15 protein-coding genes and 1 pseudogene are annotated in these 20,460 nt (G+C 60.0%); all 16 read left to right on the forward strand.

The annotated features are described in order from the left end of the window. The first annotated feature begins 22 nt into the window (after positions 1–22). The 16 genes and pseudogenes from ACYZTR_RS14485 to ACYZTR_RS14560 all read left to right on the forward strand — a co-directional run bounded on the left by ACYZTR_RS14485 (position 23) and on the right by ACYZTR_RS14560 (position 20,439). Complete coding sequence (locus ACYZTR_RS14485) at positions 23–1,762, forward strand: CocE/NonD family hydrolase (protein WP_461971883.1); 1,740 nt, start codon at positions 23–25, stop codon at positions 1,760–1,762. 103 nt (positions 1,763–1,865) lie between these two features. Then, the gene (locus ACYZTR_RS14490; RefSeq protein ID WP_461971885.1) at positions 1,866–2,756 is read left to right on the forward strand and encodes an SDR family oxidoreductase; all 891 of its coding nucleotides are present in this window, start codon (positions 1,866–1,868) and stop codon (positions 2,754–2,756) included. 1,121 nt (positions 2,757–3,877) lie between these two features. Beyond that, a pseudogene (locus ACYZTR_RS14495) lies at positions 3,878–4,099 on the forward strand (HAMP domain-containing protein); the annotation flags it as partial. Then, positions 4,094–4,963, forward strand: coding sequence for a methyl-accepting chemotaxis protein (locus tag ACYZTR_RS14500; protein WP_461979739.1), 870 nt, complete (start codon positions 4,094–4,096; stop codon positions 4,961–4,963). The pseudogene ACYZTR_RS14495 and the gene ACYZTR_RS14500, both read left to right, overlap by 6 nt. Before the next feature lie 107 nt (positions 4,964–5,070). After that, positions 5,071–7,761 carry an alpha-ketoglutarate dehydrogenase gene (gene mdeB / locus ACYZTR_RS14505; RefSeq protein WP_461971887.1) on the forward strand — a complete coding sequence of 897 codons (2,691 nt, stop codon included), beginning with the start codon at positions 5,071–5,073 and terminating at the stop codon, positions 7,759–7,761. Between the two features lie 85 nt (positions 7,762–7,846). Then, entirely contained in the window at positions 7,847–9,157 is a 1,311-nt protein-coding gene (gene aceF, locus ACYZTR_RS14510) for a dihydrolipoyllysine-residue acetyltransferase (RefSeq protein ID WP_461971889.1), read from the forward strand. A 10-nt stretch (positions 9,158–9,167) separates the two neighbouring features. After that, positions 9,168–10,928 carry a dihydrolipoyl dehydrogenase gene (gene lpdA, locus ACYZTR_RS14515; RefSeq protein WP_461971891.1) on the forward strand — a complete coding sequence of 587 codons (1,761 nt, stop codon included), beginning with the start codon at positions 9,168–9,170 and terminating at the stop codon, positions 10,926–10,928. A 14-nt stretch (positions 10,929–10,942) separates the two neighbouring features. Then, positions 10,943–11,800 carry an HTD2 family dehydratase gene (locus ACYZTR_RS14520; RefSeq protein WP_461971893.1) on the forward strand — a complete coding sequence of 286 codons (858 nt, stop codon included), beginning with the start codon at positions 10,943–10,945 and terminating at the stop codon, positions 11,798–11,800. Positions 11,801–11,907: 107 nt separating this feature from the next. Then, positions 11,908–13,068 (forward strand): acyl-CoA dehydrogenase family protein, encoded by a 1,161-nt coding sequence (locus ACYZTR_RS14525; protein ID WP_461979741.1) that lies wholly within the window; start codon positions 11,908–11,910, stop codon positions 13,066–13,068. Between the two features lie 10 nt (positions 13,069–13,078). After that, positions 13,079–14,272 (forward strand): CaiB/BaiF CoA transferase family protein, encoded by a 1,194-nt coding sequence (locus ACYZTR_RS14530; RefSeq protein WP_461971895.1) that lies wholly within the window; start codon positions 13,079–13,081, stop codon positions 14,270–14,272. Further along, the gene (locus ACYZTR_RS14535; RefSeq protein ID WP_461971897.1) at positions 14,272–15,126 is read left to right on the forward strand and encodes an HpcH/HpaI aldolase/citrate lyase family protein; all 855 of its coding nucleotides are present in this window, start codon (positions 14,272–14,274) and stop codon (positions 15,124–15,126) included. Before ACYZTR_RS14530 ends, ACYZTR_RS14535 begins: the two co-directional genes overlap by 1 nt. A gap of 163 nt (positions 15,127–15,289) precedes the next feature. Further along, the gene (locus ACYZTR_RS14540) at positions 15,290–16,810 is read left to right on the forward strand and encodes a 4-hydroxyphenylacetate 3-hydroxylase family protein (RefSeq protein WP_461971899.1); all 1,521 of its coding nucleotides are present in this window, start codon (positions 15,290–15,292) and stop codon (positions 16,808–16,810) included. Between the two features lie 74 nt (positions 16,811–16,884). Continuing rightward, positions 16,885–17,421, forward strand: a complete 537-nt coding sequence (locus ACYZTR_RS14545; RefSeq protein WP_461971901.1) for a carboxymuconolactone decarboxylase family protein — start codon at positions 16,885–16,887, stop codon at positions 17,419–17,421. A 21-nt stretch (positions 17,422–17,442) separates the two neighbouring features. Further along, positions 17,443–18,465 carry a VOC family protein gene (locus ACYZTR_RS14550; RefSeq protein ID WP_461971903.1) on the forward strand — a complete coding sequence of 341 codons (1,023 nt, stop codon included), beginning with the start codon at positions 17,443–17,445 and terminating at the stop codon, positions 18,463–18,465. A 73-nt stretch (positions 18,466–18,538) separates the two neighbouring features. Then, on the forward strand, positions 18,539–19,510 hold the full coding sequence (locus ACYZTR_RS14555) for a flavin reductase (protein WP_461971905.1): 972 nt from the start codon (positions 18,539–18,541) through the stop codon (positions 19,508–19,510). Then, positions 19,507–20,439, forward strand: coding sequence for a fumarylacetoacetate hydrolase family protein (locus tag ACYZTR_RS14560; protein WP_461971907.1), 933 nt, complete (start codon positions 19,507–19,509; stop codon positions 20,437–20,439). The genes ACYZTR_RS14555 and ACYZTR_RS14560 overlap by 4 nt, the downstream gene beginning before the upstream one ends. Positions 20,440–20,460 lie beyond the last annotated feature (21 nt).

Consider the following 20,460-nt stretch of genomic DNA (forward strand, 5'->3'; position numbering starts at 1 on the left):
CGATAGACGAGAGAATCTCACCATGAGCGATACGCAAAAACTGTACACACCCTCCACACCATTACCGCCTGCCAGAACCGGCCTGCTGACCGCATTTGAACCCGGAACGCGAGTGCTGAAAAAAGGCTTCCAGATCGCCCCGCAGTTCCGCCCGATCCCCGTCGACATCGTGTTCGAGAAAGACGTGGCGGTGCAGTTGCGCGATGGCGTGACCATTTACGTGGATGTGTTCCGCCCGGCGGGCAGCGAAAAGGTACCCGTCATTATTGCGTGGAGTCCTTACGGCAAAGGACAGGGCACCTCCGTCAGTGTGATGGGCGTGTTCGGCCTGGTGGGCCTGAACAACAATGTGGTGTCAGGTCTGGCCAAGTTCGAAGCGCCGGACCCCGCTTATTGGTGCGCAAACGGTTACGCGATCTGCAACCCGGACATTCGTGGTTGCGTCGACTCCGAAGGCGACAGCGTGCTTTGGGATCGTCAGGACGGCCGCGATTGCCACGACCTGATCAACTGGCTGGCTGAACAGTCATGGTGCAGTGGCAATGTCGGCATGAGCGGTACCTCGTACCTGGCGGTTTCGCAGTGGTTTACCGCGGCCGAGCAGCCTGAGGCACTCAAAGCCATTAACCCGTGGGAAGGCGTCAGCGATGTTTACCGCGACCTGGTGTTGCGCGGTGGCATGCCCGATCTCGCCTTCGCCGGGCTGTTGCAGAACGGCAGTTTCTTCGGCAAGAATCAAAAAGAAGACATCCTTGCTGAAGCCGCGCGTTACCCGCTGATGAACGAACTGTGGGAAAACAAAATCCCCGAGTTCGAGCGCATCAACGTGCCGGCTTACATCGTCGCCAGCTATTCCAATACGCTGCACACCGCCGGGACATTCCGCGCCTGGCGGCGGATCGCCTCGCACGACAAATGGCTGCGTATCCATAACACTCAAGAGTGGCCTGATTACTACGACGAAGCGAATGTGGAAGACCTGCGCCGCTTCTTCGACCGTTACCTCAGAGACCAGCCCAACGACTGGGAGGCCACACCTCGCGTGCGTTATGCCGTGCACGACTTCGAAGGCGGCGACCAGGTTAACGTCGCAGCAGACGAATTTCCGCCGCAAGGCGTGGTGTCGACCCGGTTTTACCTCGACGGTCGCACCCGCACGCTGGCAACCCAAGCGCCGGCCGCCGATGTGGCGGTCTCGTATAACGTGGCCAACAACCCGAATGTGGTTTCGTTCATCACCCGTTTCGACGAGACGACCGAGCTGGTCGGTTATCCCAAAGCGCACCTTTGGGTCGAAGCCAAAGGCGCCGACGACATGGACCTGTTTGTGCTGGTGCAGAAGCTCGATGCCTACGGCACGCCGCTGCAGCAGTTCACCACACCCAACCACAGCGCGATGATTCACGACCTCACCGATCACGGCGCAACCATTCTTCGTTACAAAGGCTCGGACGGGCGCTTGCGTGTCTCGGCGCGGCATCTCGATAAAGCGCTTTCTAGCGAAGACGTGCCGGCGCACAGTTTCGATCGTGTGGAAAAACTCGCCCCCGGTGAGATCGTCGACATCGAGATCGACTTGCTACCGCTCGGCATCAAGTTCTATCCCGGGGAACAACTGCGTTTTGTCATCAGCTCGCGGAACCTGATGGGCACGATGATGCCTGGCATCGCAGAGTACATCGGTGCCAACAGTGGGGAGCATGTGATCCACACGGGCGGTGAACACGCCTCCTATCTGCAACTCCCCGTCAAAATCAGCTGATCTCTGACGTGCGCCGTGCTCTTCACAGGGTAGGGCGCACTACACCTTCGACTCTGAAAACCTAAGTCGACAGCGTCATGGTTTCCTTTCAGGAGATGAATGCATGATCCTCATTACATCGGCCAATGGTAACCAGGGCAAGCGACTGGTACCCAAGCTGCTCGCGTCCGGACATCAGGTGCGGGCTTGCGTGAGAACCGAAGCGTCGGCTGAGCAACTGCGAGCACTCGGCGCGCAACAAGTGGTGGTGGGCGATCTCGCCGACCCGGTGTTCATTGCCAAGGCGATGAAAGGCGTCAAAAGCGTGTACCACATCGGCCCGACGCTGCATCAAGACGAGCGCGCGATGGGTTTCGCCATGATCGACGCCGCCAGGGCGGAGGGCGTGAGCCACTTTGTATTCAGTTCAGTACTCCACGCCATCGCCAGCGACTTGGTCCAGCATGAGATCAAGCGCGACATTGAAGAGCATCTGCTGTCCTCCGGGCTCGAATACACCATTGTGCAACCCGCCAATTACATGTTGCCTTCGCGAATGAAAGCTGTGTTCGAGGAAGGCGTGTTCCGCTTGGCGTGGTCGTTGGACAGACGACAGTCGATGGTGGATCTGGAGGATGTCACCGATGTGGTTGCACAGGTGCTCTCTGACCGCAAACGTCACGCCGCAGCGACCTATGAGCTGGTCGGTCCCGGACGCTTCACTGCGCACGAGATTGGCGCGGTTGCATCGACAGTGACAGGCCGCGAAATCACGGTGGAGCGCTTCGATGTCGAGGTGTTCGTCGGCGAACGTTTCGGCAATCTCGATCCCGACGCGCTCCAGCACATGTTGCGGATGAACCTCGCAATCGCTACCCACTACAGCAACCACGACTTTGTCGGCAATTCCAATGTGCTGTCCTTTCTGCTTGACCGTCCCGCCACGACCTTCGAGGCGTTTGTTCGCAGGGAATACGCACGTTTCAGGGAAGGTCTGAAAACACTTTCAGATTGAAACAGTCAACGCATTCCCGTTCAGAGAGCCGCTCGTGCAATGCGACGGCTCTGGCGGGAATCTGACGCTATCAGCGATTCAACTGACTCCCATCATTATTGGCCATTGGCCGATCCGCACGCCTACGAGATAGGCTCTAAGCGTTAGAAATGCAGCGCGTCTGACCCCATAAAAACAACAAGAAGCCCTCATATGCTCAGTTTGCCTTGGTGCCCTCTGCTGTATCCGCTCTGGTTCAGATGTGTCTCGCCAGTGTGCAGAGAAGTGTCCCTGTGATCGCCCGCGTGCTGGGCAATCTGTCGGTCGGCAGTAAATTGTGGCTGGGTTTCGGCCTGGTTCTGTTGTCGACTCTAGCCGTTGCAGCGACAGCGTTTTACGCCCTCAACGTGCTCGAAACACGCGCCGGGAAGATGAACGACGTCGCCTCCGTCGAGTCGCTGATCTTGCAGGCGCAAGTGGCCGTTAAGGCGTTCGGTCTGGACCTGGCTGAGGCCGAAGCCGACAAGGTCGCCGGGCTCACCGCTGAGCTTGTCTCGTTGTTGGCAAAATCCCAAATGGAAACAGGACAGGGCGGTTCCATGGAAGCCGCAGACAATTATCTCGCCCAGTTCAAACGATACGCCCAGGCCCAGCGCGATGCCCGCGAAGCTCGCCTGCGTATGCAGCAATTGGCTCAGGCGGTGGGTGAGCGATTCACCGTGGTGATGCTCGACCAGCTCGATGCGGTCAACCTTCTGGCATCGCGGGTGCAGCCAGCGGACGCGGTGCGCATGCTGCAACTGGAGCAAGCCTCCACGTTGCGCGACAAGTTGGCAAACCTGCGTGACAGCGAACTTTATTTCACGCTGCAAGGCAGCCTGGAAGATCGCGACGCCTGGGAAGCGCGGGTGATTGAACTGCGCTCTTACATGGAAAACCTCGAGCTGCGGCTCGAAGGTCTGGAACGAGAGTCGCTGACTCAGGCGCGCGCAGCGCTTGATGAATACCGCGCCGCATTCAATGGTTATGCCGTAAGCCGTGATCAAACCCGCGACAGCCAAACGGCAATGAATGTCGCCGCTGACAAGGTCGGTGAACTGCTAGGCGTGGTCCGCGCCACGCAGGCTCAAGCCTCGCACTCGATGAGTCAGCGGGTGTCGCGTCTGCTTGAAGGCATTGTGCTGTTGGCGCTCGCCTTCGGTATCGGCGCCAGCCTGCTGATTCGCCACTTGATTTTGCAGCCGCTGCGTCAAGCGGTTGAACTGACCCGGCGCGTGGCGTCTGGGGATCTCAGCGCGCAGATCGATGCCGCTGGACGCCGTGATGAGTTGGGCCAGTTGCTCGGCAGCGTCGGGGTCATGCTCGAAAGCTTGCGTGGGCTGATCGGCCGGATTGGTCAGGGTGTCGGGCAGTTGAACGAGGCCGCCGACAGCCTGGTGCAGGTCACCGAGCGCACTCGGCAGGGTGTTGACTCGCAGCGTGAGGAGACTGAATTGGCGGCCACCGCGATGCAACAGATGGCCGCGACTGCGCAGGACGTCGCGCGCAATGCAAGTCAGACCCGCGACGCCGTCGAGCAGGCTAATGGTCAGGCGCGCAAAGGCGAAGAATTGGTGCATCAGGCGACGGCCAAGATCGGTCACCTGGCGCAGGAAATGAGTGGATGCTCCGAAGCCATGGGTTCATTGCTCAACGAGAGTACGGCGATCGGCAAGGTGCTCGAGGTGATCAGTGCCCTGGCCGGGCAAACCAATCTGCTGGCGTTGAATGCTGCCATTGAAGCGGCACGCGCCGGCGAAAACGGTCGAGGTTTCGCCGTGGTGGCGGATGAGGTCCGCAACCTGGCGCGACGCACCCAAACCTCCACTGACGATATCGCTGCCATCATCCAACAGCTGCGCAACGTCGCCGAGCATGCTGCCAGTCGCTTGCAGGGCAGTCAGGTGCTGACCGGCGAGAGCGTGGTGCTGGCCGTGCAGGCGTCACAAGCGCTGCAGGAAATCGCCGCAGCAGTATCGACAGTCGAGCAGATGAGTCAGCAGATCGCGGCGGCGGCCGAACAGCAGAGCGCCGTGGCCGAACAGGTTGGCGAAAGTATGGAACGGGTACGCGCGGTCGGTGAGCAGAGTACCGCTGCCAGCGCCTTGCTCGACGCGTCGGTGCGCGGGCTGGAGCAGGTGGGTGGTGCGCTGAACGCGGCAGTTGGCGGTTTTCGGACCGCATCCTGAACGGATCATTTAAGGCCGGCATTTGATGCCGAAATTCAGCAGCTTAGTACGGCGGCATGTTCTGTCGGTTCATCTCTAAGCAGACAACAACAAGAGTGGAGGCAGATATGAGTTCGCTAAATGAAAATTCGATCACCGGGTCATTGGCTTCGCTGGATATCGACCGGGATGAAACGCAGGAGTGGCTGGAGTCACTGGAGGCCGTCGTGCGCGATGGCGGCTCCGAGCGCGGCCAGTTCCTGCTTAAACAGTTAGAGCAACACGCAAGAGCACTTGGCATCACCTCGCATGTGCACCCGTACTCGGCCTATCGGAACACAATTCCGATTGAAAGGCAGGGTCCCTATCCGGGAGACCTTGCAGTCGAGGAACGGATTACTTCGATCATTCGTTGGAATGCATTGGCCATGGTGGTGCGCGCAAACCAGGCCTACGGAGATCTAGGTGGGCATATCGCAAGTTATGCCTCTGCCGCCGAAATCTTCGAGGTTGGCTTCAACCACTTCTTCCGTGCCCGTGACGAAAGTCACGACGGCGATCTGGTGTTTTACCAGCCGCACTCGGCGCCCGGCGTTTACGCCCGCGCGTTCCTCGAGGGAAGGCTGTCGGAAGAGCAACTGGCCAACTATCGCCAGGAAGTCGGCGGCAATGGGCTGAGCTCCTATCCGCACCCTTGGCTGATGCCTGACTTCTGGCAATTCCCGACCGGTTCGATGGGCATTGGCCCAATCAGTGCCGTCTACCAAGCGCGTTATATGCGCTACCTGGAACACCGCAATCTGGCCGAAACCGCCGACCGTCATGTCTGGGGGGTGTTTGGTGACGGTGAAATGGATGAGCCCGAATCGATTGCGGGCCTCACGCTCGCAGCGCGGGAAAAACTCGACAACCTGACCTTTATCGTCAATTGCAACTTGCAACGTCTGGATGGACCGGTGCGCGGCAACGGCCAGGTTATTCAAGAACTCGAAGCGTTGTTTACCGGCGCCGGCTGGAATGTAGTCAAGGTCATTTGGGGCTCGGACTGGGATCCGTTGTTTGCGCGGGACACCAACAATGCCCTGTTGCAACGCTTTGCACAGACCGTCGATGGCCAATACCAGACGCTCGGGTCCAAGGATGGCGCTTACAACTTACTGCACTTCTTCCAGCAGGATCCGGAGATCAAAGAGCTGGTCTCGCACATGTCCGATGCCGACATTGATGCCCTGAAACGCGGCGGTCACGATTTCCGCAAGCTGCATGCAGCCTTTGCCGCCGCCAAGGCACACAAGGGCCGGCCAACCGTCATCCTCGCCAAAACCAAGAAAGGTTACGGCATGGGCGGCGCCGGAGAGTCGCGCATGACTTCGCATCAAGCCAAGAAGCTCGATATCGACGCACTCAAGGCGTTCCGTGATCGGTTCGCGCTGCCTCTGTCGGACGACGATGTGGCGCAATTGCGCTTCTATCGCCCGGCCGAAGACAGCCAGGAAATGCGCTACGTGCGTGAGCGCAGAGAAACGTTAGGCGGCTACATGCCATCACGGCTGAAGGGTAATGAACACGTTGCCATACCTGCCCTGGCTGACTATGCGCGTTTCGCGTTCGAGGCCGACGGCAAAGAAATGTCCACCACCATGGCGGTGGTAAGAATGCTCGGCGGTCTGCTCAAAGACAAAGAACTGGGGCCGCGCATCGTCCCGATCGTCGCAGATGAAGCACGCACTTTTGGCATGGCCAACCTGTTTCGCCAGATCGGTATCTACTCGCCGCTGGGGCAACTTTACGAGCCAGAAGATGCCGGCTCGATGCTTTATTACCGTGAAGCCCGTGATGGTCAGCTGTTGGAAGAGGGCATTACGGAAGCGGGTGCACTGTCTTCCTGGGTGGCTGCCGCGACTTCCTACAGTGCTCACGGCAAACCGATGCTGCCGTTCTACATCTACTACTCGATGTTCGGTTTTCAGCGCGTCGGCGATCTGATTTGGGCAGCGGCGGACCAACGCGCACGCGGATTTTTGCTGGGTGCCACCGCCGGGCGAACGACGTTGGGCGGGGAAGGGTTGCAGCATCAGGATGGCAGCAGCCATGTCGTGGCAGCCACCGTCCCCAACTGCCGTGCCTATGACCCGGCGTTCGCGGGCGAACTCGCGGTCATTGTCGACCATGGCATGCGCCAGATGATGGAGCGCGATGTCGATGAGTTCTATTACATCACGGTGATGAACGAGAACTACGCCCAACCCTCTTTGCCGTCCGGTGTTGAAGATCAAATCATCCGCGGAATGTATCGCTACGCCGTGTCCGATGCTCCCCCGTCGCGCGGCTCTGTGCGGCTGTTGGGCTCCGGCACCATCCTGCGCGAAGTAATAGCGGCTTCCGAGCTACTGGCGACTGACTGGCAGGTATCAAGCGAGGTGTGGAGCGTCACCAGTTTCAGTGAACTCGCTCGTGAAGCGCGGGAAGTGGAGCGACGCAATCGTCTTAACCCCGCTGAACCTGAGCAAGTCAGCCATCTGTGCGCCTCCCTTGCTGGCGATGCACCGGTGATCGTGGCCTCCGACTATGTTCGCGCCTGGCCACAACTGATCGCCAGCTACGTCGATGCTCGCTTTATTGCCCTGGGTACCGACGGTTTTGGCCGCAGCGATACCCGCGCCGCCTTGCGCAGCTTCTTCGAAGTTGATCGTCACCAAGTGGTTCTGGCTGCATTGGACGGTTTGGTGCGTGACGGCAGTCTGCCGCGTCAGGTGCTGGTCGAGGCCATCGAGCGCTACGGGCTGAAGAGTGATCGCCCGGCGCCGTGGACGTGCTGAAAGGTGTTCTCTTCGCATGCGCTCGATGAGCGCTCCCTCCGTTGCGTTATCCCGCAACGGATCTATTTCTGGGCGACGGTAAGTCATGAGTGAAATCAGAGAGATTCATGTCCCTGACATCGGGGACTTCAAAGACCTCCCGGTGATCGAGGTGTTGGTCAAGCCGGGCGATAAAGTGGCATTCGATGATCCTTTACTGACCCTGGAATCGGATAAGGCATCGATGGATGTTCCGAGCCCTGGCGCCGGCACCGTAGTGTCGGTGACTATCAAAGAGGGGGATCGGGTTTCCAAGGGCAGTTCTATCCTCACGATGCAGATGACTGTCGATGATGCGCCTGCTGCTCAGAATGCAGTGAACAGCCCGGCCGTAGTTGATCTGCCTGTTAGCGTTCCATCGGTACCTGTCGTTGCGGCGCCTGCAGTGCCTGCGGCGGCCGTTGCACCAGCACCTGCCGCGTCTACTTCTGGCCCGAAACCTCACGCCAGTCCTTCCGTGCGCAGTTATGCGCGCAAATTGGGAGTGGACGTCACACGAGTAGCGGCTACCGGCAAGGGCGGGCGAATTCTTCGTGAAGATGTCGAGCGCTTCGTCAAGGACGCTCTGGTTCGTCTTGAAAGTCCTGCGCCGCGTGCCGACCACTCGGGCGGGCTCAACCTGCTGCCGTGGCCGGACGTCGATTTTGCCAAATTCGGCACCGTCGAGAAGGTCGCGCTGTCGCGTATCAAGAAAATCTCTGGCGCAAACCTCTCGCGCAACTGGGTGATGATTCCGCACGTCACCAACAACGAAGAAGCCGACATCACCGAGCTTGAAGCGTTTCGGGTTCAACTCAACAAGGAAGGCGGCAAGGACGCGATCAAGTACACCATGCTGGCTTTCCTGATCAAGGCAGCCGTCGCCACACTGAAAGCTTTCCCGCAGTTCAACAGCTCGTTAGGCAACGAAGACGGCGAGCCAGTCCTGATTCTCAAGCAGTACTACCACATTGGTTTTGCCGCTGACACCCCGAACGGGCTGGTGGTGCCGGTCATTCGCGATGCCGATCAAAAAGGCATCGGCCAAATAGCCACCGAATGCGGTGAGTTGGCGCGAAAAGCCCGGGACGGCAAGTTGGGCCCGGCAGACATGACGGGCGGTACCTTCACGGTATCGAGCCTGGGAGGCATTGGTGGTACCGGCTTTACCCCGATCATCAATGCGCCGGAAGTGGCAATCCTCGGCGTGACTCGCGCGCAAATCAGACCGGTGTGGGATGGCAGTGCGTTTGGCCCACGCCTGATTTTGCCCTTGGCACTTTCATGGGATCACCGCGTCGTGGATGGCGCGGCGGCGGCACGTTTCCTCCAGCATCTGGCGGCTCTGTTGGCTGATTTCCGTCGAATCACTCTTTGAGGGAAAGCCCATGAGTCAGGTTATTGAAGTAAAAATGCCAGGCATTGGCGATGCTGCCGCGATGCCGGTGATTGAGGTGCTGGTCAAGGTCGGTGATGTGGTGGCTGTCGATGACCCCGTCTGCACGCTTGAATCCGACAAGGCGACGATGGATGTGCCGTCGTCTGCCGCCGGTGTGGTCAAGGAAATACGGGTCAAGCTCGGCGAGAAAGTGGCCGAAGGCGCGGTGCTGTTAACGCTGGCATCGAATGAGGTAGCAGCGCCGACGCCGGCGCCAGCAGTGACTTCAACCGGCGCCCGCAGCGCCGAGCTGGAGTGCGACGTGCTGGTCCTGGGCGGTGGACCTGGCGGTTACTCTGCCGCGTTTCGCTCGGCCGATCTGGGCCAGAAAACCTTCGTGGTGGAGCGCTATGCCTCGCTAGGCGGCGTGTGCCTGAACGTGGGCTGCATCCCCTCCAAAGCGTTGTTGCATATTGCCTCGGTGATGGAGGAAGTACCGCATTTGGCGTCCTTGGGTATCGACTTCGGCGCCCGCAATATCGATATCGACACGTTGCGCGCGCACAAAGAATCGGTGGTCCACAAGCTCACTGGCGGGCTCGCCGGGATGGCCAAGGGGCGCAAAGTAGAAGTCGTGCGAGGCTTTGGTCGCTTTCTCGATGCGCACCACATCGAGGTCGCACTCTGCTCGGGTTCCGGCCAGGAACAGACGGGCGAAAAGCAGGTCATTCGCTTCAAACAGTGTGTTATCGCCGCCGGCAGCCAGCCAGTCAAACTGCCCTTTATGCCGAAGGATCCGCGCATCGTTGACTCCACCGGCGCGCTGGAACTGCGGGCCGTGCCCAAACGCATGCTGGTGGTCGGCGGCGGAATCATCGGGCTGGAAATGGCCACCGTCTATTCAGCCCTGGGCGCGCGCATCGATGTGGTCGAGATGCTGGACGGCTTGATGCAAGGGCCTGATCGCGATCTGGTCAAAGTCTGGGAAAAGCACAACAGCCATCGCTTCGATCACCTGATGTTGAAAACCCGCACGGTGAAAGCCGAGGCGAGTGAGCAGGGCATCTGGGTAACATTCGAGGGCGAGAAAGCACCCCCCGAGCCGCAGTGCTATGACCTGGTATTGATCGCTGTCGGCCGTAAACCCAATGGCGACCAGATCGATGCCGACAAGGCGGGTATCACCGTCGGTGATCGCGGATTCATCTCCGTGGACAAGCAGATGCGCACCAACGTGCCGCATATCTTCGCGATCGGCGACATCGTTGGCCAACCGATGCTGGCTCACAAAGCAGTCCACGAGGGACACGTAGCCGCTGAAGTGGCGGCAGGTGAAGCCTTGAACAACGCGGAACTCGCCCGCAGCCGTTTTGAAGCGTTGCAGATTCCCGGCGTTGCATACACCAATCCAGAGGTTGCCTGGGCCGGTCTGACCCAGCAGGAAGCCAAAGACAAAGGCATCAAGGTTGAGGCGGCGGTTTTCCCGTGGGCCGCGTCCGGACGTGCGATTGCCAATGGTCGCGATGAAGGCTTCACCAAGCTTCTGTTTGATGCAGAAACTCATCGGGTGGTCGGCGGCGGCATCGTCGGCACCGGTGCAGGCGATCTGATCAGTGAGGTTTGCCTGGCCATCGAAATGGGCGCTGACGCCGTGGATATCGGCAAGACCATTCACCCCCATCCGACACTGGGTGAAACCGTGGGGATGGCGGCGGAAGTCGCCCATGGCAGTTGCACCGACTTGCCAGCTGTACGTCGCAAAGATGCGTGACGGAGGATATGAAAATGAACGCCTGCAATGAGGCAAACCTGGCCGATTTGACCCAATGGGTGGGCCGCGAGGAATTGCGCAGCGACCGTATCGATCAACGTACGGCGCAGGCGCTGGCTGCCACGCTCGATCTTGATCCCGATTCGCTGCATGAGGGCGCGCAATTACCGCCCCTGTGGCATTGGGTGTACTTCACGCCCAACGCCCGACACAGCGAAATCGGCGTCGACGGGCACCCGCAACGGGGCGGTTTCCTGCCGCCCGTGAATCTGCCCAACCGCATGTGGGCCGGCGGGCGCCTGAGCTTCGAGCAGCCGCTGCGAGTCGGCGAGGCCGTCACCCGGGTTTCGCGGATCCTGCGTTGTGAGCGCAAAGCCGGACGCAATGGCGAGCTGCTGTTCGTCACCGTCGAGCACAAGGTTTCCGGTGAGCGTGGTGTGTGCGTGGTTGAGGAACAGGACATCGTCTACCGTCAGCCGGCGCCCAAAGATGCTCCAATTGCCGGCGAGGCGACCGAGCGCCGCGGTGAGTTCCGCCGGCTGATTCATCCCGACCCGGTCTCGCTGTTCCGCTACTCGGCGTTGACGTTCAACGGGCATCGCATCCACTACGACAAGCCCTATGCCACCCAGGAAGAAGGCTATCCGGGTCTCGTGGTGCACGGTCCGCTGGCGGCCACTTTGCTGCTCGAAGCCTTTCGGGCCACGCATCCATCCAAGCGTATTCGAAGCTTTGTATTTCGCGCGGTAGGTCCTCTGTTCGATACGGCGGATTTTGAAGTGTGCGGACAGCTCACCGGCCCAGGCAGCGCCGAATTATGGACCGATTGCAACGGGCGCCTGACGATGAAAGCTGAAGTCACGTTCGACTGATCCACTGACGCACTCGAAAAGTTTTCAAAAAGGTGCCGCTCTGCAGAAGCGCCAAGGGCGCCGCTGCGCCGCGATTACCCCAGACAAGACAGGAAACCGACATGACCATGCTTTACGCCCCCGACGAACACCAGGAAATCCGTGACGCCGTACGTGCTCTGTGCAGCGAGTTTCCGGATGAATATTTTCGCAAGATCGACGAACAGCGTGCCTACCCTGAGGCCTTTGTCGACGCGCTGATCGGCGCCGGCTGGCTCTCGGCGATGATTCCCGAAGAATACGGCGGCTCCGGCCTGGGACTCACCGAAGCATCGGTGATCATGGAGGAGATCAACCGTTCGGGCGGCAACGCCGGCGCGGTGCACGGTCAGATGTACAACATGAGCACGCTGCTGCGTAACGGCAGCACCGCGCAGAAAGAAAAGTACCTGCCAAAGATCGCTTCGGGTGAGTTGCGGATCCAGTCAATGGCGGTCACCGAGCCGACTACCGGGACTGACACCACCAAGATCAAAACCAATGCCGTGAAGAAGGACGGCCGCTACGTGATCAACGGGCAGAAGGTGTGGATCTCGCGGGTGCAGCATTCCGACCTGATGATCCTGCTCGCCCGCACCACGCCGCTTCCCGAAGTAAAGAAAAAGTCCGAAGGCATGTCGATTTTCATCGTCGACCTCAAGGACGCGATCGGCAAGGGACTTACCGTGCAGCCGATCCCTAACATGGTGAACCACGAAACCAACGAGCTGTTCTTCGACAGCCTCGAGATCCCCGAAGAGCACCTGATCGGCGAGGAGGGCAAGGGCTTCAAATACATCCTCGACGGGCTCAACGCCGAGCGCACCTTGATTGCCGCCGAATGCATCGGCGATGGCTACTGGTTCATGGAGCGCGCCGTCAAATATGCCAACGAGCGCGTGGTGTTCGACCGTCCGATCGGTCAAAACCAGGGCGTGCAATTCCCGATCGCCGACGCCTTCATCGAGATTGAAGCGGCCAACCTGATGCGCTTCAAGGCATGCCAGCTGTTCGATGCGCATCAGCCCTGTGGCGCCCAGGCCAACATGGCCAAGTACCTCGCAGCCAAAGCTTCGTGGGAAGCCGCCAACGTCTGCATGCAAACCCACGGCGGTTTCGGCTTCGCCAACGAATACGACATTGAGCGCAAGTTCCGTGAAACCCGTCTGTACCAGGTCGCACCGATCTCCACGAACTTGATTTATTCCTACGTCGCCGAGCACTTGCTCGGGCTGCCACGCTCTTTCTGAGGACTTTGCCATGGCTACTAGCAAACCGGGTCTCCCGCTAGAGGGCGTGACGGTGGTCTCGTTGGAGCACGCGATCGCCGCGCCACTGGCGACACGGCATCTGGCCGATATGGGCGCTCGCGTGATCAAGGTCGAACGCCCTGGCAGTGGCGACTTTGCCCGCGCCTATGACGCCCGTGTCGAAGGGCTCGCCTCGCATTTCGTCTGGGTCAACCGTTCGAAAGAGAGCCTCACCCTTGATCTCAAACAACCTGAGGCGCAGGAGATTTTGATGCAGCTGCTGTCTGAGGCCGATGTGCTGGTGCAGAACCTTGCACCTGGCGCAGCTGCCCGCCTGGGCTTGTCGTTCGAAGCGCTTTCAGTGAACAACCCGAAGCTGATCGTTTGCGACATCTCAGGCTACGGCGAAGGCGGTCCGTACACCGAAAAGAAGGCTTATGACTTGCTGATTCAGGGCGAGGCGGGTTTTCTCTCGATCACCGGCACAGCGGAGGGTCAGGTCAAGGCCGGTATTTCGATTGCCGACATCGCGGCGGGTATGTACGCCTACACCAATATCCTCAACGCATTGATCGAACGTTTCAAAACCGGGCGCGGCCGCCGTATCGAGATTGCGATGATCGATGCAATGGTCGAGTGGATGGGCTTCCCGATGTACTACGCCTACGAGGGACAGGAGCCGCCGCGCCGGACCGGTGCGTCCCACGCAACCATTTACCCTTACGGGCCGTTTCGCGCCGGAGACGGCCGGACCGTCATGCTTGGTCTGCAGAACGAGCGTGAATGGGCCGTGTTCTGCGAACAGTTGTTGGGCGATGCAGCGATCGCCACCGATGAAAGGTTTGCCAACAACGCGCGGCGTACCGCCAACCGCGATGCCTTGAGCCAACTGATCGTACAGAGCTTCGCCAGCCTCACCGCCGATGAGGTCATGGCTCGCCTCGATGCTGCCGACATTGCCAATGCAAACGTCAGCACGATGAGCGACATCTGGAGCCATCCACAACTCAAGGCGCGCGAACGCTGGACCAGCGTGGATACACCGGCCGGCCCTGTGCCCGCGCTGCAGCCGCCGGGCATGGGCGGAGATCGTCCGGCCCGTATGGGCCCGGTGCCAGCACTCGGCGAGCACACCGGCGCAATACTGCGCGAACTTGGCTATTCAGACCGCGCAGATGAGCTGCGCGAAAGGAAGGTGGTGTGATGGCGAGCCGAGCATTGAATCTGGGTCGCGCGCGAACCTTCCTCTTCGTTCCCGCAAACCGGCCGGAACGCATTGCCAAAGCATTGGCCAGTGGCACCGACGTCGTCGTTGTCGACCTGGAGGACGCCGTGGCACCTGCCGACAAGCCAGCTGCACGGCTGGCCTTGATCACCTGGCTGGATGCCAACCCCGATGAGCGGGTCACCGTGCGGACCAATGCTGCGGACACGGCGTGGCACGAAGATGACCTGACAGCCTGTCGCCATGCGGGCATCGCGGCGGTCATGCTGCCGAAGGCTGACAGCGCTGCGCAGGTTGAGCACGCCCATGACGCCAGTGGCAAACCCGTGCTGTGCATTGTCGAAACCGTGCAGGGTATTGAAGCACTCTCGGACGTCGCCGCTGCGCGCGGCTGCGCCCGCTTGATGTTTGGCAAGCTCGACCTGGCCGTCGAGCTCGACCTGATCCCCGATGAGTCAGACCCTGAAGAGCTGGTGTTCCTGCCCTGGCGCGCCATGCTGGTGCTCGCAAGCAAGCGGGCGCGATTGCCTGCCCCGGTCGACGGGGTGTACACGGTCATTGGTGATAAGACAGGCCTGGCTGGATACGCCGCGCGTGCACGCCGGCACGGGTTCAGTGGTCAGCTGCTGATCCATCCCAGTCAGGTAACCGAAGCCGCTGCGGCCTTCACGCCGTCTGCACAAGACATCGAATGGGCGAAGACTGTCTGCCGGCTGGCTGACGGTGCCGGGGGAGGAGTCGTTGTGCTTGAGGGTCGCATGATCGATGCACCGGTGATGGCTCGCGCCAGGAGCATCCTTTCGGTGGCGGCAGAGTTTGGCCTCGGTGCTTGAAGCGTCGTTCTTTTCTGTTTTGGAACAACTCTTGGTCCAATTCACAAATTCTTAAAACCGGCCTATCTCAATACTATCGAGGTCTGGCAACAGCAGCCGAATTTCTCTTGCGGCGGTCATTTTGCGCCTCAAGCCAAACGTTTCAAATGCAGGAGCATGACCCATGGAAAATAACGCAAACAAAAAACCGATGGCCATGAGTGGAGCCCGAAACGGAGTGCGCAGCGGGGCCGACTACATCGCCTCTCTGCAAGACGGTCGCTCCGTCTGGATTGATGGCGAACGCATCAAGGACGTCACGGTGGACCGCCGGTTCCGTGGCGCGATTCAATCCATCGCTGATCTGTATGACATTCAGTGCGATCCCGCCTTGCAGGACACAATGACGTTTGTGTCGCCAACCTCTGGCGCACGTGTCGGGCGCTCGTTCATGCTGCCACGCTCTGCCGAGGATCTGCGTCTGCGCCGGGACATGATGAAGACCTGGATGGATGCCGTGGGCGGCATGATGGGTCGCACGCCTGACTTCCTCAACGTGATGGTCAGCGCGCATGCCTCGGCCCATGAACTGTTTGCCGCCGGAGGCGAGCAATTCGGCCAGAACATCCTCAAGTACCATGAATTCATTCGCGAAAACGACCTGGCACTGACGCACTCGCTGGTGTCGCCGGATATCGACAAACGCCTGCAAATGTTCGAACAACCGGGCGACATGGTGATGCGTGTGGTTCGCGAATCCGATGCCGGCATCTTCGTGTCCGGTGCGCGCTCGGTGGCCACCCTCGGCCCTTTGGCCAACGAGGTGCTGATCATGCCGGCGGCGGCGAAATTCCCGCTGGTGGCAGATGCCGAAGCCTACGCGGTTGGCTTCGCGGCGCCCATCGACACCCCAGGCATGAAGATGATCTGTCGTCCCTCGTTCCCCACGAACGGCCGCTTCGCCAACGACCCGCTCACCGCGCGGATGGACGAAATGGACGCCGTTCTTTGGTTTGATGAGGCGTTCATTCCGTGGGAGCGGGTATTCATGTACCGCAGCATCAAAGCCGTCGAGTCGGCGATGAAGTCGCCCTCCGGCCCGCACGGTTCACACCAGTCCGCCACGCGTTCGCTGGCGAAGATGGAGTTCCTGCTGGGCATTGCCTACAACCTGACGGAAGTGAACCACAGCCGTTTCCCTAACGTGATGGTTCAACTGTCCGAACTGGTGGCGTATGTCGAGACCCTGCGGGCCTTGATTCGTGTGGCCGAAATCGACTGCATACCGGGGCCCGGCGGCACCGTTGTGCCCTATGAACAACCACTCAATGTGGTGCGCGCCCAGTATCCGGCGATGCATGCCCGGGCGCTGGAAATCCTCCAGCTGCTCGGTGCCGGCAACGTGGTGGTCGCGCCAACGGTCGAGGATCTCTACAGCGAAAACGGTCCGGCAATCGAACGTTACTGCGCCGGGGCCGACATCCCCGCCGAACGCAAGATGCAGCTGTTGCGTCTGGCCTGGGACGCCTCCTGCTCGTCCTTTGCCGGGCGGCAAAACTTGTACGAGAAGTTCTTCTCGGGCGATCCATGGCGCAACGCCCAGATGCGCGGTGAACGTTATCCGGGTGCTCGCGAAGCGCAAGACCGTGTGTGGGCGTTCCTTGATCGCAATAGCGAATGGGATCAGCGGATCAACGGCCAGTAAGCGAAGGCTGCCGCAGCCAATGTAATAGCCACGCTGCGGCAGCTGACCAACAACAATAATGTGCGGAGTTTTGTATGCCTCGTATCCAACTGCCCACCCCTGATGACGAGCCCGAAGCGTTTGCGCTGCTACGGGCCAAGCGTGGCCACGCGCCGACTGCACAAATCTTTCGAACCCTGGCCGTCTGCCCGGAGATCCTCGAAGTCTTCATCCCCATGGCCGATGCGGTGCGCGAGGGCTGCGGCATCGATCCCAAATTGCGTGAGATGGCCATCGTGATGTCCTGCCAGACCATGGGTACCCATTACGAACACGATCCGCATTGGAATCGAGCCATCAAGGAAGGCGTCTCGAGAGAACAAATGCTGGCGCTGTGGGATTTTGAGAAGAGCGCGCTGTTTTCCGATCTGGAAAAGGCCGTCCTGCGTCTGGCCCGTGACGCTACCCGCGCGCCGGCGCAGGTCAGCACCCAGGTGTGGGAAGACGTGTACCACGGCCTCGGGCAAAAGCAGAGCGTGGCGCTGCTGTTCAATATTGGTTGGTACAACATGACCGGTCGGTTGACTGGTCCCCTCGAGTTGAGCAACGAAGCCGATTTCACTCGACTCTGAAAAGACACCAGGAGACTTACCATGCCACTGCCAACACCGGTCTATTACCCACCGTTCAATATCACCCGGTCCAGTCACGCCGTTATCACCTCGCGCGATCTGGAAGCCAGTCGCGATTTTTACGAACAGGTCATTGGCCTGGTCTTGACCGAGCGCGATGCCGACACCCTCTATTTCCGTGGTCTGGAGGAGGTTTGTCACCACAGTCTGGTGATCAAGCGCCACGGCAACAATGCGCACGAAGCCGAAGCAATCGGGCTTCGGGTTTACACCGAAGAAGAGTTGGACAAGGCGGAGCACTTCTACAAGTCCAAAGGCCTGCCCGCACGCTGGATCGAAGTACCGCATCAGGGCCGCACGCTGCTGGTCAACGACCCGGCCGGAACCCCTGTGCAGCTCTGCGCCACCATGCCGGTCCTGCCCCGTTTGTACACGCAGTTTCAGGACTTCAAGGGCGGCGCTGCGATGCGTTTCGATCACTACCAGATCCAAGTCCCGAATGTGCAGGAACAGACCGATTTCTACGCAGAAATGGGTTTTCGCATTTCGGAATACATGGCGCTGGATGACAAGTTGATTGCGACGTTCATGTTCCGCAAACCTGGCACCCAGGACATCGTATTTCTGGAAAACCCGGGCCCACGCTTGCACCACTTTGCCTACACCGTTTCCGACTCCCACAGCATCCTGCGCGCCTGCGACATCGCCGGCAATCTGGGCATGGGTGATGTCGTGGAACGCGGGCCCGGTCGGCACGGCCCGGCAGGCGTGCTGTTCGTGTATTTGCGCGATCCCGATGGCCATCGAGTGGAGTTGTTCTGCGACCACTATCTGCTGATCGATATCGAGGTAGAGCCCGTCGCGTGGGACGTGCGCAAGCCCGGCTTGTCGCTGCGCTGGGGCCTGCCGCCGCAGGAGTGCTGGTTCAACGAGACGACCGCGTTCAGTGGCATCCCGACCAAGGAACTGGATCACGAGCGCGGCCCGTTGGTGACACTTGAGACCTATCTGGCAGACAAAGCACGCGCCAGAGCCGCCAAGTAGTGGGGCAGGGGCCACTTCGGTGGCCCTTCGCCGCACGGCGGTTTCGATAATAAGAAGACTGGAGGCATTCACCATGACGACACAGACAGCAACCCAGACAGACCCGTCCAAGGCAGGCCCAAGTTGCGACGCCCGCGCATTGCGGGATGCTTTCGGCTCGTTCGCCACTGGCGTGACGATAGTCACCACGGCTGGCCCCGGTGGCGTAGACATCGGTTTGACCGCGAACAGCTTCTCCTCGGTGTCGCTGGATCCGCCGATGGTGCTTTGGAGCCTGGCGCGGACGTCGTTGAATATGGATGCCTTCCGTAACAGCGGGCATTTCGCCGTGCATATTCTCTCGGCCGATCAGGAGGCGCTGTCGTCGCGGTTCGCGAGCAAGGGCATTGACCGGTTCGAAGGGCTTGAGCTTGATCGCGGGCCGGATGGCGTTCCGTTGTTGCCCGACTGCATGGCCCGCTTCACCTGCAAACTGGCCTACCAATACGAGGGCGGGGATCACGTTATTTTCGTCGGCGAAATCGTCGATTTCGGCCACTCGGCGCGCAAGCCATTGGTGTTCCATGGCGGTCGATACGGCATGTTGCTGCCCAAGCAAACCGTTGCGTCAGTCGAGTCGGCGGACGAGTTCAGCAACCTGTCTTCCGATGATTTGCTGTACCAGGTGTCGAATGCCTATTTCCGGACCCGGCAGACCGTGATTGAAAAGCTTGAATCTCGGCAGTGGACAGCCGAGGAATACGCCGTGCTAAGCATCATTGGTCGTGAAGATGGCCTGTGCGTGCCCGAGATCGTTGCGCGCAGCGAGAAGGTTCGCGGCCAGGGGATTTCGGCTGCCATTGTGCAGAAGCTCATCGAGCGAGGGTTGCTGCACGAGGTCGATTCCAGCGATGGACAAGTCACTGTCAGGTTGACGCCCGCGGGACGTCTTTCGGTTCTGGAACTGATCGCGATACGCAAGTCCAGCGAGGCCGATGTGCAAGGCAATCTCGATCCAAGCGAAGTGCAATTGCTCAAACACCTCCTGGCGCGGCTCGACGCATGAAAATCGCACGCTACCATTCTGCCGCGGGAGCCGAGCGGCTCGGCGTCGTCACCGGCGTAACAGGCCGTGAAATGCTCGTTGATGTTGCCAAGGCTGCTGCTGCCCGGGGTGCCCCGGCCACGCCCGCGTCGGTGATGGCGCTGATTGAGGGCGGTGCACCGGCAATGGATGCCTTGCGCGAGTTGCTTGCGTGGACAGCGCATCGCCAGGACCCCGTCTGGATGGATGACCCGAACTCCGCGGGCTGGCTTACGCCGGTTCCAGAGAAGTCCATGTTCTGCGCTGGCCGCAACTTCGGGCGGCACAAGATGGAGTCGATCAAGGGCGATCCCGCCAACGCCAGCAAGTTGCACAGCGATTTCCCGACAGGCTTCATCAAGCTCGGGCGCACGTTGGTGCCGCACAAAAGTCAGGTCAAGCGGCCCGACGACGTGCTCAATTTCGACTATGAAGTCGAGATCGCCCTGGTACTGGGCAAGGCGATTGATGCGCGCAACGACATCGATCCCGCCAGTGCCATCTTCGGTTACACCATTTTCAACGACCTGTCGGCCCGCGAATGGCAGCTTCGCGAAATGCAGAACGGCATGATCATGCTCGGGAAAAACTTCCCTGGGTTTGGACCGATCGGCCCCTACATTCTCACCGCAGACGAAGTTACTGATCCCAACGCTCTGGTGCTATGGCTAAAGGTCAACGGCGAGTTGCGCCAGCGCTCCGACTGCCGCGATCTGATCTTTGGTTTTTCGGAAATGGTGCAGTTCTGGTCGCGTTTCGGCCTGGTGCCAGGCGACCTGATCAGCACGGGTACACCCGAAGGTGTTGCCTTGCACCACAAACCCGACCCACAGGAATGGTACCTCAAGCCTGGTGACCGGGTTGAGGCGGGCGTCGACGGCATCGGCGTCCTCGAAACGTTCATCGTCTAGCAACCACATCCCACGTCTACG

The sequence above is a fragment of the Pseudomonas sp. Hz4 genome (genome assembly GCF_054898165.1).

Excerpts from the sequence above, each read along its gene's own strand:
- ACYZTR_RS14550 (WP_461971903.1), top strand. The coding sequence starts at position 17,443 with ATGCCACTGCCAACACCGGTCTATTACCCACCGTTCAATATCACCCGG.
- ACYZTR_RS14530 (WP_461971895.1), top strand. The coding sequence starts at position 13,079 with ATGGCTACTAGCAAACCGGGTCTCCCGCTAGAGGGCGTGACGGTGGTC.
- ACYZTR_RS14555 (WP_461971905.1), top strand. The coding sequence starts at position 18,539 with ATGACGACACAGACAGCAACCCAGACAGACCCGTCCAAGGCAGGCCCA.
- ACYZTR_RS14500 (WP_461979739.1), top strand. The coding sequence starts at position 4,094 with ATGCTCGAAAGCTTGCGTGGGCTGATCGGCCGGATTGGTCAGGGTGTC.
- aceF (WP_461971889.1), top strand. The coding sequence starts at position 7,847 with ATGAGTGAAATCAGAGAGATTCATGTCCCTGACATCGGGGACTTCAAA.
- ACYZTR_RS14560 (WP_461971907.1), top strand. The coding sequence starts at position 19,507 with ATGAAAATCGCACGCTACCATTCTGCCGCGGGAGCCGAGCGGCTCGGC.
- ACYZTR_RS14545 (WP_461971901.1), top strand. The coding sequence starts at position 16,885 with ATGCCTCGTATCCAACTGCCCACCCCTGATGACGAGCCCGAAGCGTTT.
- ACYZTR_RS14490 (WP_461971885.1), top strand. The coding sequence starts at position 1,866 with ATGATCCTCATTACATCGGCCAATGGTAACCAGGGCAAGCGACTGGTA.
- mdeB (WP_461971887.1), top strand. The coding sequence starts at position 5,071 with ATGAGTTCGCTAAATGAAAATTCGATCACCGGGTCATTGGCTTCGCTG.
- ACYZTR_RS14525 (WP_461979741.1), top strand. The coding sequence starts at position 11,908 with ATGCTTTACGCCCCCGACGAACACCAGGAAATCCGTGACGCCGTACGT.
- lpdA (WP_461971891.1), top strand. The coding sequence starts at position 9,168 with ATGAGTCAGGTTATTGAAGTAAAAATGCCAGGCATTGGCGATGCTGCC.
- ACYZTR_RS14535 (WP_461971897.1), top strand. The coding sequence starts at position 14,272 with ATGGCGAGCCGAGCATTGAATCTGGGTCGCGCGCGAACCTTCCTCTTC.
- ACYZTR_RS14540 (WP_461971899.1), top strand. The coding sequence starts at position 15,290 with ATGGAAAATAACGCAAACAAAAAACCGATGGCCATGAGTGGAGCCCGA.
- ACYZTR_RS14485 (WP_461971883.1), top strand. The coding sequence starts at position 23 with ATGAGCGATACGCAAAAACTGTACACACCCTCCACACCATTACCGCCT.
- ACYZTR_RS14520 (WP_461971893.1), top strand. The coding sequence starts at position 10,943 with ATGAACGCCTGCAATGAGGCAAACCTGGCCGATTTGACCCAATGGGTG.